Consider the following 17333-nt stretch of genomic DNA (forward strand, 5'->3'; position numbering starts at 1 on the left):
AGACAGCAGTTTGTTATCCATGGTCATCCCCGCCCTTAGGAGCGCTCCTTGAGAGTCAGGCTGCGCGGACGTTCGAGCCAGCCACCCTCACCGTCAGGAACGATCTCGACTACATCGATCTTGCCTTCGCTGATGGAAACGATCTTTCCATCGTTGCGCCCCAGGTAATCGCCGACCTTGACCCGGTGCACCCCTCCTGCACCGCGGACCAGGGCGAACGTACCCTCCTGATTGGACAGCGTACCCACCATCTCGAAGGTCTCGATGTTGAAACCCTCGAGGAACTGCTTGACCCGCGTTTCGTCGGGCTTGACCACCTTGGAGCCCTTCTGCTTGATCGCCAGGTCGATCTTCACCGGCGGCTGGAACGGGCTGCGCAGGGACGAGGCGTTGTAGGTGAAGGCCTCGTAGGGCTGGAACTTGGGCAGGGGCTCGATGGCGCCCTTGGGCCGTGCACGGACCTCGTCCATGTACGCCTGCAGGTCGGCGAAATCGCCGCCCGCGCCGCAGCCGTTCAGGCTGAGCAGCAACAGACCACAGAGCATCAGGCGCTTGTTCATTTCTTCGCCCCCGCCTTGTTGGCCGCCGGCTTGGCCTGCACGCCCTTGTCGTTGTAGCGGTATGTCTTGGCCACGATGGTCATGCGCAGCTTGGTGGTACTGTCCGCACTCACGGGTTTGATCTCGAAGTCGTGCAGGGTGACGATCCGCGGCAGGCTGGCCACGCCGCTGACGAAGGTCGCCAGGTCGTGGTAGCCGCCGACCACGCTGATCTGTATCGGCAGCTCGATGTAGAACTGCTGGGTGACTTCCGGCAGCAGCTTGATCTCTTCGAACTCCAGGCCGCTACCCAGGCCGGTACGGGTGATGTCCTCGAGCAGCCCGGGCACCTCGGTGTCGCTGGGCAGCTGGCGCAGCAGGGCGCCGAAGGACTCTTCCATCTCCTTCATCTGGTTCTTGTAGGCTTCCAGGTTGGCCGCCTGGAAGGCCTTGGTGCCGAACTGCTGCTTGAGCGTCTCTTCCTCGGCCCGGCGCTGGTCCAGCTCGCCTTGCAGGTCCTTGAGGTGGAACTGGTAGCCGAGCACCAGCACCAGCACCATCAGCAGCGCGCCGGCGATCACCTTGACCGCGGCGGGCCAGGAACCGACGTTGTTGAAGTCCAGCTCGTTGATGTCGATCTTGCGCAGGCTTTGCAGGGAATCGGCCAGACTCATTTCTTGGCTCCTTGCGCGACTGTCTTCTTCTCCTGCTCCTTGACCTTCTCGCCGGGCTGCGTCTGCTGCACGGTGAGCTGGAAGGTGTTGGCCTGGTCGACGGCGCCCTGGGTGATCGCCTTGACCTCGGTGAGGTTGGGCGAGGTCAGCCAGTCGGAGGCGTCCAGGTTGCGCATCAGGTTGGACACGCGATTGTTGGACTCGGCGGCGCCGGCGATGGCGATGGTGTGGCCGTTCATCTTCAGGCCGGTGTAGTACACGCCATCGGGCAGGGTCCGCACCAGCTGGTCGAAGACGCGCCCGATGATCGGCCGGTTGCCCTGCAGGTCCTGGATGATCTTCATCCGTTCCAGCAGTTGCTGGCGGCGCGTCTTCAGCTCGCTGATCTCCTTGATGCGCGCGTCCAGCACGGCGATTTCCTTGCGCAGGAAGTCGTTGCGCGCACTCTGGTTCTCGATCGCCGAGCTGAAGTACTGGTCACCGAGGAAGACCAGGCCGCCGGACACCAGCAGCACGCCGCCCAGGGCGATCAGGAAGCGCTGCTTGCGCTCCTCGCGCAGCTGCTCCCGCCATGGCAGTAGGTTGATGCGCGCCATCAGTCGAAACTCCTCATCGCCAGACCGCAGGCAATCATCAGCGCCGGCGCGTCACTGGCCAGCGCCCCGGCATTCACCTTGCCGCTCAGCACCATGTCGGCGAAGGGGTTGGCCACCAGCGTCGGGGTGCCGATCTTCTGCTGGATGAGCCGGTCCAGGTCGGGAATCGAGGCCGTGCCGCCGGCGAGCAGGATGTAGTCGACGTCGTTGAACTGGCCCGCGGCGAAGAAGAACTGCAGGGAGCGCGAGACCTGCTGCACCACCGCATCCTTGAACGGTTGCAGCACTTCGCTGTCGTAGTCATCCGGAAGACCACCCTGCTTCTTGGCCAGGCCGGCTTCCTCCACCGACAGGCCGTAGCGGCGCTGGATCTCCTCGGTGAGCTGGCGGCCACCGAACAGCTGCTCGCGGGTATAGATGGTGCGGCCGTGGTGCAGGACGCTGAGGGTGGTCATGGTGGCGCCGATGTCGACCACCGCGACGGTCAGCTCGTCGGCGTTGCCGCCCAGCTGGTCGCCGAGCAGGCCGAAGGCGCGCTCCAGCGCATAGGCCTCGACGTCCACCACCTTGGCGGTGAGCCCGGCCAGGGCCAGCGCGGCCTCGCGCACCTCGACGTTCTCCTTGCGGCAGGCCGCCAGCAGCACGTCGACGCGTTCGGCATTGCGCGCGGAGACGCCCTGGACCTCGAAGTCGATGGCGACCTCCTCCAGGGGGTAGGGAATGTACTGGTCGGCCTCGATCTTGAGCTGGTTCTCCAGCTCGTCTTCGGAAAGGCCGCCGTCCATCTCGATGGTCTTGGTGATGACCGCCGAGCCGGCGACCGCCACGGCAGCCGTCTTCACGCCGGCGCGCGCCTTGGCGACCACCCGCGACAGCGCCTGGCCGACCCCCTCCAGTTCGGCGATGTTTTTCTCGACCACCGAGTTCGGCGGAAGCGGCTCGACGGCGTAGGCCTCTACCTTGTAGCGCCCGCCCGAACGGCTCAACTCGAGGAGTTTGACCGAAGTCGAACTGATGTCGATCCCCAGCAGTGTGTTCGCTTTCTTAGTGAAGAGCCCTAGCACGACTGATTTCCTATCAGCATCCGAGACTTACGGACGATTTATGTTTTTTGACATTAGATACCAGACTTGACACCCGCGCAAATAGCTCGCCGGCAAAAAAACTGCTTATAATGTGATCAGCTTTTCCCTTTTCGCCGCGCCTTTCGCTTAACTCTCTCTTTTCCCTGGAAATCCAAGACCTGCCAATGCGCCTGCTGAAGTTTCTGTGGTGGACTTGCGTCACCCTTTTTTGTGGAGTGCTGCTCGGTTTAAGTGGCGCCTACCTGTACCTGAGCCCCAGCCTGCCTTCGGTCGACGCCCTGCGCAACGTGCAGCTGCAGATTCCGCTGCGGGTTTACAGCAGTGATAACAAATTGATAGCAGAGTTCGGCGAGATGCGCCGCACGCCTATCCGTTTCGCTGACATCCCCCCGGATTTCATCCACGCCCTTCTGTCGGCAGAGGACGACAATTTCGCCAACCATTATGGCGTGGACGTGAAGAGCCTGATGCGCGCTGCCGCGCAATTATTGTCGACCGGTCACATCCAGACCGGCGGTAGCACCATCACCATGCAGGTGGCGAAGAACTACTTCCTCACCAACGAGCGCAGCTTCTCGCGCAAGATCACCGAAATCCTCCTGGCCCTGCAGATCGAGCGCGAGCTGACCAAGGACGAGATCCTCGAGCTGTACGTCAACAAGATCTACCTCGGCAACCGCGCCTACGGCATCGAGGCCGCCGCCCAGGTGTACTACGGCAAGTCGATCAAGGAGTTGAGCCTGGCGCAGATGGCGATGATCGCCGGCCTGCCCAAGGCGCCTTCGCGCTACAACCCGCTGGCCAACGCCAGCCGCAGCCTCGAGCGGCGCAACTGGATCCTCGAGCGGATGAACAAGCTCGGCTTCATCGACCAGGCCCGCTACCAGGAGGCCGTCGCCGAGCCGGTGGGCGCCTCCTACCACGTGGCGAGCCCGGAGCTGGCGGCCCCCTACATCGCCGAGATGGCCCGCGCCGAGATGGTCGGCCGCTACGGCGGCAACGCCTATACCGAGGGCTACCGGGTCTACACCACGGTGCACAGCGACCTGCAGCAATACGCCAACGACGCCCTGCGCGAAGGCCTGCAGGAATACGACCAGCGCCACGGCTACCGCGGCCCCGAGGCGCGCCTGCCGGGCAAGTCGCTGGACGCCTGGCGCCTGGCCGTGGCCCAGCAGCGCCCGATCGGCGGCCTGGAGCCGGCCATCGTCACCCGCGTGGAGAAGAGCGGCGTGATGGTCGTCACCCGCGACGGCAAGGACGACACCATCAGCTGGGACAACATGAAGTGGGCCCGCCCCTTCCTCAGCAGCAACAGCATGGGCCCGGCGCCGCGCCAGCCCGGCGACGTGCTGCAGCCCGGCGACGTGATCCGCGTGCAGCGCAAGGACGACGGCGCCCTGCGCCTGACCCAGGTGCCGGCGGCGCAGAGCGCGCTGGTATCGCTGAACCCGGACAACGGCGCCATCATGGCCCTGGTCGGCGGCTTCTCCTTCGAGCAGAGCAGCTACAACCGCGCCGTCCAGGCCAAGCGCCAGCCCGGCTCCAGCTTCAAGCCGTTCATCTACAGCTGCGCGCTGGACAATGGCTTCACCGCCGCCAGCCTGGTCAACGATGCGCCCATCGTGTTCGTCGACGAGTACCTGGACAAGGTCTGGCGGCCGAAGAACGACACCAACACCTTCCTCGGCCCCATCCCCCTGCGCGAGGCACTGTACAAGTCGCGCAACATGGTCTCGATCCGCACCCTGCAGGCCCTGGGCGTGGCGCGCGCGCGCCAGTACATCAGCCGCTTCGGCTTCGACGCCCAGGAACTGCCGCCGAACCTGTCCATGGCGCTGGGCACCGCGACCCTGACGCCCCTGGAGATCGCCGGCGCCTGGAGCACCTTCGCCAACGGCGGCTACAAGATCAGCCCCTACGTGGTCGAACGCATCGAAAGCCGCGACGGCCAGGTGCTGTACCAGGCCAACCCGCCCAGCGTGCCGGTGGAGGACAACCCGCAGGTCGCCGACAAGGAGGCCGCGCAGCCCGTCGCCGCGCCGGCGCAGGACGATGACCCGGCCCATGCGAAAACCACCCTCGAACCGGCCCCGGCCGAGCGCATCATCGACGCCCGCACCGCCTACATCATGACCAGCATGCTGCAGGACGTGATCAAGCGCGGTACCGGCCGCCGTGCCCTGGCGCTCAAGCGCGACGACCTGGCCGGCAAGACCGGCACCACCAACGACTCCAAGGATGCCTGGTTCTCCGGCTTCAACGCCGACTACATGACCACCGTATGGGTCGGCTTCGACCAGCCGGAAAGCCTCGGCCGCCGCGAGTTCGGCGGCAACGTGGCGCTGCCGATCTGGATGCGCTACATGGGCGCGGCGCTCAAGGACAAGCCCTCGCACACGCTGCCCGAGCCCTCCGGCCTGGTCAGCCTGCGCATCGACCCGCTCAGCGGCCGCGCCGCGCCGCCGGGCACACCGGGCGCCTACTTCGAGCTGTTCAAGAGCGAAGACACCCCGCCGCCCATGAGCGAACTGGGCAGCGGTGCGCCGGGCACGCCGCTGCCGGCCGACGAAGGCGCGCCGATGGACCTGTTCTGATCGCGCACGCTGGCTTTGCGGGAACGCCGTTCTCCTGACGAGGGGAACGGCGTTTTTTGTGGGCTGACGTTGGAAGCGGGCCTTGCCCGCCATTCGCGCGCAGGGCGCGCTCCTACATCGGAATGGCGTGGGTGGGGCGGCGTAGGAGCGGATCTTATCCGCGAACCGCGCCGATACATCCGGCTATCGCGGACAAGGTCCGCTCCTACAGGAGGAATATCATGCCTCCCGGCAGCCTGTAGGAGCGGGCCCTGCCCGCGATTCGCGCGCAGGGCGCGCTCCTACATCGGAATGGCGCGGGTGGGGCGGCGTAGGAGCGGATCTCATCCGCGAACCGCGCCGATACATCCGGCTATCGCGGACAAGGTCCGCTCCTACAGGAGGAATATCATGCCTCCCGCTAGCCTGTAGGAGCGGGCCCTGCCCGCGATTCGCGCGCAGGGCGCGCTCCTACATCGGAATGGCGCGGGTGGGGCGGCGTAGGAGCGGATCTCATCCGCGAAACACGCCGGAACCCTCGGCTATCGCGGACAAGGTCCGCTCCTACAGTTCCAGGAAGCACCGGTGTAGGAGCGGACTCCGTCCGCGATTGGCTCACCGGCCACGCCGGCCGCCCCGGTGGCTCGGAAACGTTTTTTGCCCCGAATGGGAAAAAATTCCGAAAAGACTGATGGCAATGTGCCAAGCGTTTTGATTACTCTCCGGGTGCGGCGGGGGAAGGCTCCTGTGCGGTCGACCCCCATCCGATCGCCGGGAGCTTCCCGCGGCATCCCGGCGCGCCAGGCGTCGGGGCCTCAGCCCAGTTCGCGCCAGGTCAGGTAGACGCGCAGGTCGAATTCCAGCTGGTGGTAGCCCGGCAGCATGTATTCGCAGAGCTGGTAGAAGGCCTTGTTGTGGTCGCGCTCGCGCAGGTGCGCCAGCTCGTGCACCAGGATCATCTTCAGGAACTCCGGCGCCGCGTCCTTGAACAGCGAGGCCACGCGGATCTCCTTCTTCGCCTTCAGCTTGCCGCCCTGCACCCGCGAGATCGCGGTGTTCAGCCCCAGGGCGCGCTGCACCACGTCCAGCTTGCTGTCGTAGAGCACCTTGTCCACCGCCGGCGCGTTGCGCATGTGCTCCTGCTTGAGCTGCATGGCGTAGGCGTACAGCGCCTTGTCGCTCTGCACTTCGTGGCGAGCGGGATAGCGGCGCTGCAGGTACTCGCCCAGGCGGTCCTCGGCGATCAGCTGGCGGACCTGGTCCTGCAGCTGTTGCGGGTAGGCCTGGAGGTAGCGGAGCGGTTGCATGGAGGTCGGGTCGTGGTGACGGGCGCGCAGTCTAGCCGATCCGCGCGCCCCTTCGCAGTCTCAGTCCAGCACCACCGCCGAATAGGCTTCGGTACGGTAGGGGAAGGCCACCTCGGCCTGGTCCTTGAGCGCCGGGTGGCTGGCGATCAGCTCGCGCAGGCGCTGCTCGACCCGCGCCTTCTGCTCCGCCGGCAGCGCGGCGATGAAGCTGATCGACAGGGTCCGCGCCACTATCACCTGCTCCGGCGGGCCGACGTGGCGGTAGCTGAACTCGCGCAGCTGCATCGGGCCGAAGGGCGCGCCGGCGAAGGCGCGGCGCCATTCGCCGGTGTGGAAGCGCGGGGTGCTGCCCTCGTAGGGCGCGACTATGTGGGCCAGTTCGGCGACCCAGTCCACCCGCTCGTCGCGCACGTTCCACACCAGGCCCAGGTGGCCGCGCGGGCGCAGCACGCGATGGATCTCGCGCAGCGCCTCGGGCTTGGCGAACCAGTGGAAGGCCTGGGCGCAGAGCACCGCGTCCAGGCTGGCGTCGGCCAGCGGCATGCCCTGGGCGGTGCCTTCCAGCACGCGCACGTCGGGCAGCTCCTGGTGCAGGCGCTCGCGCATGGCCGCCATCGGCTCGATGGCGGTCACTTCGGCGCCGGTGCGCAGCAGCAGGCGGGTGAACTTGCCGGTGCCGGCCCCCAGGTCGGCCACCTTGCTGGCGGCATGGATGCCGAGGCTGCCGTCGAGCCAGCCGAGCAGTTCGTCGGGGTATTCGGGGCGCCCGTGGGCGTAGGTCTCGGCCTCCTGGCCGAAGCCCTGCTGGGCGCTGGCGTGAACGCTGTCCATGGAACGGCTCTCCTGTAGGGGATCGCCCTCCGGTATAGCACACTCAGCGCAGCCGGCAGGCCTGGCCTTCGAGGTAGTCGCGGTAGCAGGCGAGCAGCCTGGCCTCGCTGATCCGGCAGCGCTTCTGCCGGCACTGGCTGTGGAACTCGAAGCGCCCGCCATCGGGCTCGGCGAGCTGGATGCGCAGCGCCGGCCAGCCCCGGTTCGGCACCTTCTCCGGAGTGCTCAGCAGGCGCCCTTCGCTGACCACCAGCGGCGCGCCGGCCGCGGCGTAGTCGAAGACGAACAGCAGCGAGCGCGAGGTCTTCAGCGTGCACTCGGTATGGCTCAGGCAGTTCTGCGCATCCATCGGCAAATCGAGCGTGGGCGCTCGCGGCGCGGGGGCTTCGGCGGGCGCAGGCGGGCCGGGCGGCTGCGCAGCGCAACCGGCGAGCAGGAGCATCAGCAGGGGAACGAGCCAACGCATGGCGGCCTCCGGGGGCGTGGATACGAAAGAGCCCCGCCGGGGCGGGGCTCTTCGGGGGCGGGGCCGGATCAGTTGATCTTCGGCTCCAGCTCGCCCTTGGCGTAGCGCTGGAACATGCCTTCCAGGGAGATCGGCTTGATCTTGGAGGCGTGACCGGCGGTGCCGAAGGCTTCGTAGCGGGCGATGCAGACATCGCGCATGGCTTCGATGGTCTTGGCGAAGTACTTGCGCGGGTCGAATTCGCTCGGGTTCTTCGCCAGGAAGCGACGGATGGCGCCGGTGGAAGCCAGGCGCAGGTCGGTGTCGATGTTCACCTTGCGGACGCCGTACTTGATGCCTTCGACGATTTCCTCGACCGGAACGCCGTAGGTTTCCGGGATTTCGCCGCCGAACTCGTTGATGATCGCCAGCCAGTCCTGCGGCACCGAGGAGGAGCCGTGCATCACCAGGTGGGTGCCGGGGATGCGCGCGTGGATCGCCTTGATGCGGTCGATGGCGAGGATGTCGCCGGTCGGCGGCTTGGTGAACTTGTAGGCGCCGTGGCTGGTGCCGATGGCGATGGCCAGGGCGTCGACCTTGGTTTTCTTGACGAAGTCGGCGGCTTCTTCCGGGTCGGTCAGCAGTTGGCTGTGGTCCAGCACGCCTTCGGCGCCGACGCCGTCTTCCTCGCCGGCCATGCCGGTTTCCAGGGAGCCCAGGCAGCCCAGCTCACCTTCCACGGACACGCCGCAGGCATGGGCGAAGGCCACGGTCTGCTGGGTTACGCGGACGTTGTAGTCGTAGTCGGCCGGGGTCTTGCCGTCTTCCTTCAGCGAGCCGTCCATCATCACCGAGGAAAAGCCCAGCTGGATCGAACGCTGGCAGACGTCCGGGCTGGTGCCGTGGTCCTGGTGCATGCACACCGGGATGTGCGGGAATTCCTCGATGGCCGCCAGGATCAGGTGGCGCAGGAAGGGCGCGCCGGCGTATTTGCGGGCGCCGGCCGAGGCCTGCACGATCACCGGGGAATCGGTCTTGTCGGCCGCTTCCATGATGGCGCGCATCTGCTCGAGGTTGTTGACGTTGAAAGCCGGGACGCCGTAGCCGAACTCGGCGGCGTGGTCCAGCATTTGGCGCATGCTGATGAGTGCCATGTTTTCACTTCTCCCAGGAAGTTGGGCTCGTTCTATGGTTCGACAGCCTGCCGTAGGGGCAGGCTGCATTCAAGTCTGTTGCGCCGCACGGCGCCATACCGGAGCTAGCGTGCGTGGCAGCCGCGGCCGATCAGGTCGTTGCTCTCCACCCAGTAGATCAGCCCCTGGTCGCCGGTAACGCTGAAACCGACCAGTCCGTCGCTATAGAAAGCACCGGAGCCGCCGGGTTCCTCCTCCAGGTGATGGACGACGTCGTCCTCACCCAGGCGCAGGTCCACCACCGACGAGCGGGTACCCTCGACGTAGCGCCAGATCACCACGGCGCCGCTGTCGCAGGTCCAGTGGTTCCACCCGCCCCCCTTGGCGGCGCCGGCGCCGCTCCCCGCGGGGTGGCTGGAGCAACCGGCCAGCAGGGCGCCCAGGGCCAGGGCGGCGAGGTAACGCTTCATCGGGCAATTCTCCCTCTCACGGCGATGCCGTATGTCCATTCAGCCCCGCGCCGCACCGGCGCCCCCGTTCAGGGGCAGTTCACCGGTTTCCCGGCCGGGGTCGGATCGCCGGTACTCAGGCTCTCCACCCGCTCGCGGTTCTGGTCGCTGGGGACCATCACCTCGGGCGGGCTGACCAGCTCGCAGGTGGCGGGTTTACCGCCAGAGCCGCTGCAGCCGGCCAGTATCAGGCAAAACGCGAAGCCAAGGGCGACGTGGGGCATGATTGCTCTCCTTTGTCCCGTCCTCGAAGGTTGTGACCCCCGGGGACGCCGCAAGGTTGCCCCGAATCGCTCGTGCGCTTACGGCTTGGCGCGCTGCTCCAGCACCTCCACGGCCGGCAGGACCTTGCCCTCGACGAACTCGAGGAAGGCGCCGCCGCCAGTGGAAATGTAGGAGATCCGCTCGGCCACGCCATATTTGTCGATGGCCGCCAGGGTGTCGCCGCCACCGGCGATGGAGAAGGCCGGGCTCTCGGCGATGGCCAGGGCCAGGGTCTTGGTGCCCTCGCCGAACTGGTCGAACTCGAAGACGCCCACCGGGCCGTTCCACAGGATGGTCTTCGACGACTTCAGCAGCTCGGCGAATTGCGCGGCGGTCTGCGGGCCGATGTCGAGGATCATGTCGTCGTCGGCGACGTCGGCGATGGCCTTGACGGTCGCAACGGCGCTTTCGGCGAATTCCTTGGCCACCACCACGTCCACCGGCAGCGGCACGCTGACCTTGGCCGCGATGGCCTTGGCGGTGTCGACCAGGTCGGCTTCGTACAGCGACTTGCCGACCTTGTAGCCGGCCGCGGCGAGGAAGGTGTTGGCGATGCCGCCGCCGACGATCAGCTGGTCGCAGATCTGCGCCAGGCTGTTGAGCACGTCGAGCTTGGTGGACACCTTGGAGCCGGCGACGATGGCGGCCATCGGCCGGGCCGGGTTGCCCAGGGCCTTGCCCAGGGCGTCCAGCTCGGCAGCCAGCAGCGGGCCGGCCGCGGCGACCCTGGCGAACTTGGCCACGCCGTGGGTCGAGCCCTCGGCGCGGTGGGCGGTGCCGAAGGCATCCATGACGAAGACGTCGCACAGCGCGGCGTACTTCTGCGCCAGCTCGTCGGCGTTCTTCTTCTCGCCCTTGTTGAAGCGCACGTTCTCGAACAGCACCAGCTCGCCCGGCTTGACCTCGACGCCGTCGAGGTAGTCACGCACCAGCGGCACGTCGCGGCCCAGGGCCTTGCTCAGGTAATCAGCGACCGGCTTGAGGCTGTTCTCCTCGGAGAACTCGCCTTCGGTGGGGCGGCCCAGGTGCGAGCAGACCATCACCGCCGCGCCCTTCTCCAGGGCCAGCTTGAGGGTGGGCAGCGCGGCCAGGATGCGGGCGTCGCTCTTCACCACGCCGTCCTTCACCGGCACGTTGAGGTCCTCGCGGATCAGCACGCGCTTACCTTGGAGGTCGAGGTCGGTCATCTTCAAAACGGTCATGACGTCAGTCCTGTATGGGCTGTGTGTTTAACGTTCACTGGCGGCGACCCGCAGGAAGTGCCCCGCGGTGTCGAGCATGCGGTTGGCGAAGCCCCACTCGTTGTCGAACCAGGCCAGCAGGTTCACCAGGCGCGGCCCGGAGACGCGGGTCTGGCTGCCGTCGACGATCGCCGAGTGCGGGTCGTGGTTGAAGTCGCAACTGGCGTGGGGCAGTTCGGTGTAGTCCAGCAGGCCCTTGAGCGGCCCGCTGCTGGCGGCCTCGCGCAGCACCCGGTTGATTTCCGCGGCACTGGTGTCGCGGGAAACCTGCAGGGTGATGTCCAGCGCCGAGACGTTCACCGTCGGCACCCGGATGGCTTTGGCCTGGATACGCCCGGCAAGTTCCGGAAGCAGGCGCTCGATGCCCCGCGCGAGCCCCGTCGAAACGGGAATCACCGACTGGAACGCCGAGCGCGTGCGGCGCAGGTCCTCGTGGTGGTAGGCGTCGATCACCGGCTGGTCGTTCATCGCCGAGTGGATGGTGGTGATCGACACGTACTCGATGCCCACCGCCTCGTTCAGCAGCTTGAGCAGCGGCACGCTGCAGTTGGTGGTGCAGGAGGCGTTGGACACCAGCCTCTCGGCGCCGGACAGCTGCTGCTGGTTGATGCCGAAGACCACGGTGGCGTCGACGTCGGCCTCGCTGGCCATGGGCTGGGAGAACAGCACCCGCGGCGCGCCGGCGGCGAGGAAGCGCTCGCCATCGGCGCGGCTGTGGTAGACGCCGGAGCACTCCAGCACCAGGTCGACGTCCAGCGCGGCCCAGTCGATGGCCTCGGGCTCGGCCTGGCGCAGCACCTTCACGCAGTCGCCGCCGACGTGCAGGCAGCCGTCGGCCACGCTCACCTCGCCGGGGAAGCGGCCGTGGGTGGAGTCGAAGCGGGTCAGGTATTCCAGGCTCGCCAGGTCGGCCAGGTCGTTCAGCGCGACCACGGAGAAGCCGGCCTTCGCGCCGCGCTCGTGGAGGGCGCGGAACACGCAACGGCCGATGCGGCCGTAGCCATTGAGGGCGACACGGTAAGGGCGCTTGGACATTGTTATCCCTTGGTTCGCCGGGGCGCGCGTGGCGCCCCGGCGTTCACGGCATCAGGCGTCGAGCAGCTCGGCGGCCACTTCCAGCACGTTGTCGACGGTGAAGCCGAAGTGCTCGAACAGCGCCGGGGCCGGGGCCGACTCGCCGAAGGTGGTCATGCCGATCACGCGGCCTTCCAGGCCCACGTACTTGTACCAGTAGTCGGCATGGGCGGCCTCGATGGCGATGCGCGCACCGACCTGCACCGGCAGCACGGCCTGCTTGTAGCCGGCATCCTGCTGCTCGAAGACGCTGGTGGAGGGCATGGAGACCACGCGCACCTTGCGGCCTTCGGCGCTGAGCTTGTCGTAGGCCTGCACGGCCAGGCCGATTTCCGAACCGGTGGCGATCAGGATCAGTTCCGGCTCGCCGGCGCAGTCCTTGAGCACGTAGCCGCCGCGGGCGACGTTGGCCAGTTGCTCGGCGTCGCGCGCCTGGTGCGGCAGGTTCTGGCGGCTGAAGATCAGCGCCGAGGGGCCGTCGTTGCGCTCGATGGCGTACTTCCAGGCCACCGCGGACTCGACCGCGTCGGCCGGGCGCCAGGTGTCCAGGTTCGGCGTCAGGCGCAGGCTGGCCAGCTGCTCGATGGGCTGGTGGGTCGGGCCGTCCTCGCCCAGGCCGATGGAATCGTGGGTGAACACGTAGAGCACGCGCTGCTTCATCAGCGCGGACATGCGCACCGCGTTGCGGGCGTATTCCATGAAGATCAGGAAGGTCGCGCCGTAGGGAATGAAGCCACCGTGCAGGGCCACGCCGTTCATGATGGCGCTCATGCCGAACTCGCGCACGCCGTAGAACACGTAGTTGCCGGAAGCGTCGGCCGGGGTCACGCCCTTGCAGCCCTTCCACAGGGTCAGGTTGGAGCCGGCCAGGTCAGCGGAGCCGCCCAGCAGTTCCGGCAGCAGCGGGCCGAAGGCGTTCAGCGCGTTCTGGCTGGCCTTGCGGCTGGCGATGGTCTCGCCCTTGGCGGCGACCTCGGCGACGTAGGCGGCGGCCTGCTCGGCGAAGTCGGCCGGCAGTTCACCCTTGATGCGGCGCTGGAACTCGGCGGCCAGTTCCGGGTGGGCGGCCTGGTAGGCGGCGAAGCGCTGGTTCCACTCGGCTTCGCGGGCGGCGCCGGCTTCCTTGGCGTCCCACTCGGCGTAGATCTCGGCGGGGACTTCGAACGGGCCATGGTTCCAGCCCAGGGCGGCGCGGGTGGCGGCGATCTCGTCGTTGCCCAGCGGCGCGCCGTGGCACTCTTCCTTGCCCTGCTTGTTCGGCGAGCCGAAGCCGATCACGGTCTTGCAGCAGATCAGCGTCGGCGCGTCGCTCTTGCGCGCGGTCTCGATGGCGGTCTTGATCTCGTCGGCGTCGTGGCCGTCGACGTTGCGGATCACCTGCCAGCCGTAGGCCTCGAAGCGCTTCGGGGTGTCGTCGGTGAACCAGCCGTGGACCTCGCCGTCGATGGAGATGCCGTTGTCGTCGTAGAAGGCGACCAGCTTGTTCAGGCGCAGGGTGCCGGCCAGGGAGGCGACTTCATGGGAAATGCCTTCCATCATGCAGCCGTCGCCGAGGAAGGCGTAGGTGTAGTGGTCGACGATGGCGTGGCCTTCGCGGTTGAACTGCGCGGCCAGCACCTTCTCCGCCAGGGCCATGCCCACGGCGTTGGCGATGCCCTGGCCGAGCGGGCCGGTGGTGGTCTCCACGCCCGCGGTGTAGCCGTACTCCGGGTGGCCCGGGGTGCGCGAGTTGAGCTGGCGGAAGTTCTTCAGGTCCTCGATGCCCAGGTCGTAGCCGGTCAGGTGCAGCAGCGAGTAGATCAGCATCGAGCCGTGGCCGTTGGACAGCACGAAGCGGTCGCGGTCGGCCCACTGCGGGTTCACCGGGTTGTGCTTGAGGTAGTCGCGCCAGAGCACTTCGGCGATGTCCGCCATGCCCATGGGGGCACCGGGGTGGCCGCTGTTGGCTTTCTGCACGGCATCCATGCTCAGTGCGCGGATGGCATTGGCTCGCTCACGACGGCTGGGCATCGCTGAATCTCCTGCGGGGGCTGCTTCGATTGATCGAAGGGATGAAAAAAGGCGGCCATTTTCGCCCAGCCGGCCATCGCGGGGCAATGACAATCGGGCGGCCGGTTCGGAAGCGGCAAGCCACAAGCCACAAGCCACAAGCTCAAAGCTCAAAGCTCAAAGCTCCAAACTGCAAACTGCAAACTGCAAACTGCAAACTGCAAACTGCAAACTCCTGCGTTTGGCCCGCGCGCCCTCCCCGCCCTTGCTTGCGGCTTGCGGCTTGCCGCTTGCCGCTTGCCGCTTGCAGCTACCTTCCGTCTCCAATATCAAAACTTTTTGATACAGCCGTTGCCACCATCGCCGCGGGCCTCTAGACTCCGCCCCCTATGAGCCTGCGCATGCCCCTGATCCGCCACGATGCCTGCGACGAGCTGGCCGCGCTGTGCAAGGCCGGCGGCGACCCGCTGCGGCTGAACGTGCTGCGGGTGCTGGCCAACGATTCGTTCGGCGTGCTGGAGCTGGCGCAGATCTTCGCCATCCGCCAGTCGGGCATGAGCCACCACCTCAAGGTGCTGGCCCAGGCCGGCCTGGTGGCGACGCGCCGCGAAGGCAACGCGATCTTCTACCGCCGCGCCCTGCCCCAGGCCGACAGACTCGGCGGCAAGCTGCACGGGGCGCTGCTGGCGGAAGTGGACGAGCTGGCGCTGCCGGCCGAGGTGGACGCCCGCGTCGCCGCGGTGCATGCCCAGCGTGCGGCGGTCAGCCGCGACTACTTCGCCCGCAGCGCGGAGAAGTTCCAGGCCACGCAGGACCTGATCGCGGGGCTGCCGCAATACCGCGAAAGCGTTCTGGCGCTGCTCGACGCACTGAGCTTCGCCCCCGGCGCCACGGCGCTGGAAGTCGGCCCCGGCGACGGCGGGTTCCTCCCCGAGCTGGCCCGGCGTTTCGCGCGGGTGACCGCGCTGGACAACAGCGTGGCCATGCTCGACCTGGCCCGCCGGCGCTGCCTGGAGGCAGGGCTGACGAACGTGCGGCTGGACCTGGCCGACGCCCTGCGCGACGCCGCCGAACCGGCCGACTGCGTGGTGCTGAACATGGTGCTGCACCATTTCGCGGCGCCCGCCGAGGCCCTGCGCCAGCTGGCGCGCCTGGTGAAGCCGGGCGGCAGCCTGCTGGTGACCGAACTGTGCAGCCACGACCAGAGCTGGGCCCGCGAAGCCTGCGGGGACCTCTGGCTGGGGTTCGAACAGGAAGACCTGGCCCTTTGGGCCGATGCCGCGGGGCTCGCCCCCGGCGAGAGCTTGTACATTGGTTTACGTAATGGCTTTCAGATCCAGGTGCGGCATTTCGCCAAGCCGGATTCGCGAAGCGTCCTCACCCACCGGTAAAGACAGGAACCGTTAGATGAGCGAATACTCGATTTTCACCTCCGAATCCGTATCCGAAGGCCATCCGGACAAGATCGCCGACCAGATCTCCGACGCGGTGCTCGACGCCATCATCGCCAAGGACAAGTACGCCCGCGTGGCCTGCGAGACCCTGGTGAAGACCGGCGTCGCCATCATCGCCGGCGAAGTCACCACCTCGGCCTGGGTCGACCTCGAAGACCTGGTGCGCAAGGTCATCATCGACATCGGCTACAACAGCTCCGACGTCGGCTTCGACGGCGCCACCTGCGGCGTGCTGAACATCATCGGCAAGCAGTCCGTGGACATCAACCAGGGCGTCGACCGCGCCAAGCCGGAAGACCAGGGCGCGGGTGACCAGGGCCTGATGTTCGGCTACGCCAGCAACGAGACCGACGTGCTGATGCCGGCGCCGATCTGCTTCTCCCACCGCCTGGTCGAGCGCCAGGCCGAGGCGCGCAAGTCCGGCCTGCTGCCGTGGCTGCGCCCGGACGCCAAGAGCCAGGTCACCTGCCGCTACGAAGGTGGCAAGGTAGTCGGCATCGACGCCATCGTGCTGTCCACCCAGCACAACCCGGACGTCTCCTACGCCGACCTGCGCGAAGGCGTGATGGAGCTGATCATCAAGCACGTGCTGCCGGCCGAGCTGCTGCACAAGGACACCCAGTTCCACATCAACCCGACCGGCAACTTCGTCATCGGCGGCCCGGTGGGCGACTGCGGCCTGACCGGGCGCAAGATCATCGTCGACTCCTACGGCGGCATGGCCCGCCACGGCGGCGGCGCCTTCTCCGGCAAGGACCCGTCCAAGGTCGACCGCAGCGCCGCCTACGCCGGCCGCTACGTGGCCAAGAACATCGTCGCCGCGGGCCTGGCCGAGCGCTGCGAAATCCAGGTGTCCTACGCCATCGGCGTGGCTCAGCCGACCTCCATCTCGGTGAACACCTTCGGCACCGGCAAGATCAGCGACGACAAGATCGTCCAGCTGGTCCGCGAGCACTTCGACCTGCGCCCGTACGCCATCACCAAGATGCTCGACCTGCTACACCCGATGTACCAGCCCACCGCGGCCTACGGTCACTTCGGCCGCAACCCGTACGAGCTGACCTACGGCGACGACACCTTCACCGCCTTCACCTGGGAGCGCACCGACAAGGCCGCCGCCCTGCGTGACGCGGCCGGCCTGTAAGGTCCGCCCGACAGAACAGCCTGCTCCGGCGGGCTGTTCGCTGTAAGGAAGAGTGCCGTTTCTCTGGTTAGGGGAAACGGCATTTTTCGTATGGGGTGGGGTTAGGCGCTTCAGGATGACTTCGAATTCTCCGGCCACTCCGAACAGCCCCCTCTCCCTTCAGGGAGAGGGCTGGGGAGAGGGCGCTCTCAACCCCACCTACACCCCCGGCAAACCCCGTTCGCGAGCAAGCTCGCTCCTACAGTTCCATGAAGGGCATCGGCGCACCGGCCAACGGCGTATAACCGCGAACGGTTATACGCCCTACGAACCTGCCGGCTAACGCTGCGTTATCCACCCACTCCGAACGGCCCCCTCTCCCTCTGGGAGAGGGCTGGGGTGAGGGCAATGGACTTCGCCGACACTCCATTGCCAATCCTGTACTCCGCTCCCCCACCCTAACCCTCCCCCGCAAGCGGGAGAGGGGACCGTT

16 protein-coding genes are annotated in these 17333 nt (G+C 67.1%); 3 read left to right on the forward strand and 13 right to left on the reverse strand.

What is annotated here, in order from left to right; all coding sequences use genetic code 11:
• Positions 1-35: 35 nt before the first annotated feature.
• The 4 genes from pilP to VV867_RS08015 are packed head-to-tail and all read right to left on the reverse strand — an operon-like array spanning position 36 to position 2873.
• Positions 36-560, reverse strand: a complete 525-nt coding sequence (gene pilP, locus VV867_RS08000) for a type 4a pilus biogenesis lipoprotein PilP (protein WP_089389909.1) — start codon at positions 558-560, stop codon at positions 36-38.
• Complete coding sequence (pilO, locus tag VV867_RS08005; RefSeq protein ID WP_109933142.1) at positions 557-1213, reverse strand: type 4a pilus biogenesis protein PilO; 657 nt, start codon at positions 1211-1213, stop codon at positions 557-559. Before pilO ends, pilP begins: the two co-directional genes overlap by 4 nt.
• On the reverse strand, positions 1210-1809 hold the full coding sequence (pilN, locus tag VV867_RS08010; RefSeq protein WP_109933141.1) for a type 4a pilus biogenesis protein PilN: 600 nt from the start codon (positions 1807-1809) through the stop codon (positions 1210-1212). Before pilN ends, pilO begins: the two co-directional genes overlap by 4 nt.
• Entirely contained in the window at positions 1809-2873 is a 1065-nt protein-coding gene (locus VV867_RS08015; RefSeq protein WP_328566060.1) for a pilus assembly protein PilM, read from the reverse strand. The genes pilN and VV867_RS08015 overlap by 1 nt, the downstream gene beginning before the upstream one ends.
• Positions 2874-3058: 185 nt before the next feature.
• Between VV867_RS08015 and VV867_RS08020 the strand changes: the two genes are divergently transcribed.
• Positions 3059-5491: a penicillin-binding protein 1A gene (locus VV867_RS08020; RefSeq protein ID WP_109933139.1), complete on the forward strand. Its 2433-nt coding sequence runs from the start codon at positions 3059-3061 to the stop codon at positions 5489-5491.
• 794 nt (positions 5492-6285) lie between these two features.
• Here the strand turns inward: VV867_RS08020 and VV867_RS08025 are convergent.
• The 9 genes from VV867_RS08025 to tkt all read right to left on the reverse strand — a co-directional run bounded on the left by VV867_RS08025 (position 6286) and on the right by tkt (position 14284).
• Positions 6286-6777: a M48 metallopeptidase family protein gene (locus VV867_RS08025; protein WP_089389905.1), complete on the reverse strand. Its 492-nt coding sequence runs from the start codon at positions 6775-6777 to the stop codon at positions 6286-6288.
• Between the two features lie 60 nt (positions 6778-6837).
• Complete coding sequence (locus tag VV867_RS08030; protein WP_328566061.1) at positions 6838-7608, reverse strand: class I SAM-dependent methyltransferase; 771 nt, start codon at positions 7606-7608, stop codon at positions 6838-6840.
• A gap of 43 nt (positions 7609-7651) precedes the next feature.
• Positions 7652-8074: a hypothetical protein gene (locus tag VV867_RS08035; RefSeq protein ID WP_109933137.1), complete on the reverse strand. Its 423-nt coding sequence runs from the start codon at positions 8072-8074 to the stop codon at positions 7652-7654.
• Between the two features lie 68 nt (positions 8075-8142).
• Positions 8143-9207: a class II fructose-bisphosphate aldolase gene (gene fba, locus VV867_RS08040; protein WP_089389902.1), complete on the reverse strand. Its 1065-nt coding sequence runs from the start codon at positions 9205-9207 to the stop codon at positions 8143-8145.
• A gap of 104 nt (positions 9208-9311) precedes the next feature.
• On the reverse strand, positions 9312-9656 hold the full coding sequence (locus VV867_RS08045; RefSeq protein ID WP_109936997.1) for an MliC family protein: 345 nt from the start codon (positions 9654-9656) through the stop codon (positions 9312-9314).
• Positions 9657-9724: 68 nt separating this feature from the next.
• Positions 9725-9919: a hypothetical protein gene (locus tag VV867_RS08050; protein ID WP_109936998.1), complete on the reverse strand. Its 195-nt coding sequence runs from the start codon at positions 9917-9919 to the stop codon at positions 9725-9727.
• Positions 9920-9997: 78 nt separating this feature from the next.
• The gene (locus VV867_RS08055; RefSeq protein ID WP_328566062.1) at positions 9998-11161 is read right to left on the reverse strand and encodes a phosphoglycerate kinase; all 1164 of its coding nucleotides are present in this window, start codon (positions 11159-11161) and stop codon (positions 9998-10000) included.
• Between the two features lie 27 nt (positions 11162-11188).
• A complete protein-coding gene (epd, locus tag VV867_RS08060; RefSeq protein ID WP_109937000.1) occupies positions 11189-12235 on the reverse strand; it encodes an erythrose-4-phosphate dehydrogenase in 1047 nt (348 codons plus the stop codon).
• Positions 12236-12286: 51 nt separating this feature from the next.
• A complete protein-coding gene (gene tkt, locus VV867_RS08065; protein ID WP_328566063.1) occupies positions 12287-14284 on the reverse strand; it encodes a transketolase in 1998 nt (665 codons plus the stop codon).
• A gap of 368 nt (positions 14285-14652) precedes the next feature.
• On the opposite strand from tkt, the gene VV867_RS08070 reads away from it, so the two are divergent.
• Positions 14653-15654: an ArsR/SmtB family transcription factor gene (locus tag VV867_RS08070; protein ID WP_328566064.1), complete on the forward strand. Its 1002-nt coding sequence runs from the start codon at positions 14653-14655 to the stop codon at positions 15652-15654.
• Positions 15655-15670: 16 nt separating this feature from the next.
• A complete protein-coding gene (gene metK, locus VV867_RS08075; RefSeq protein ID WP_109937002.1) occupies positions 15671-16861 on the forward strand; it encodes a methionine adenosyltransferase in 1191 nt (396 codons plus the stop codon).
• The last annotated feature ends 472 nt before the right edge of the window (positions 16862-17333 follow it).

The organism is Pseudomonas sp. JH-2 (assembly GCF_036231725.1).
Taxonomy (GTDB): Bacteria; Pseudomonadota; Gammaproteobacteria; order Pseudomonadales; family Pseudomonadaceae; genus Pseudomonas; species Pseudomonas delhiensis.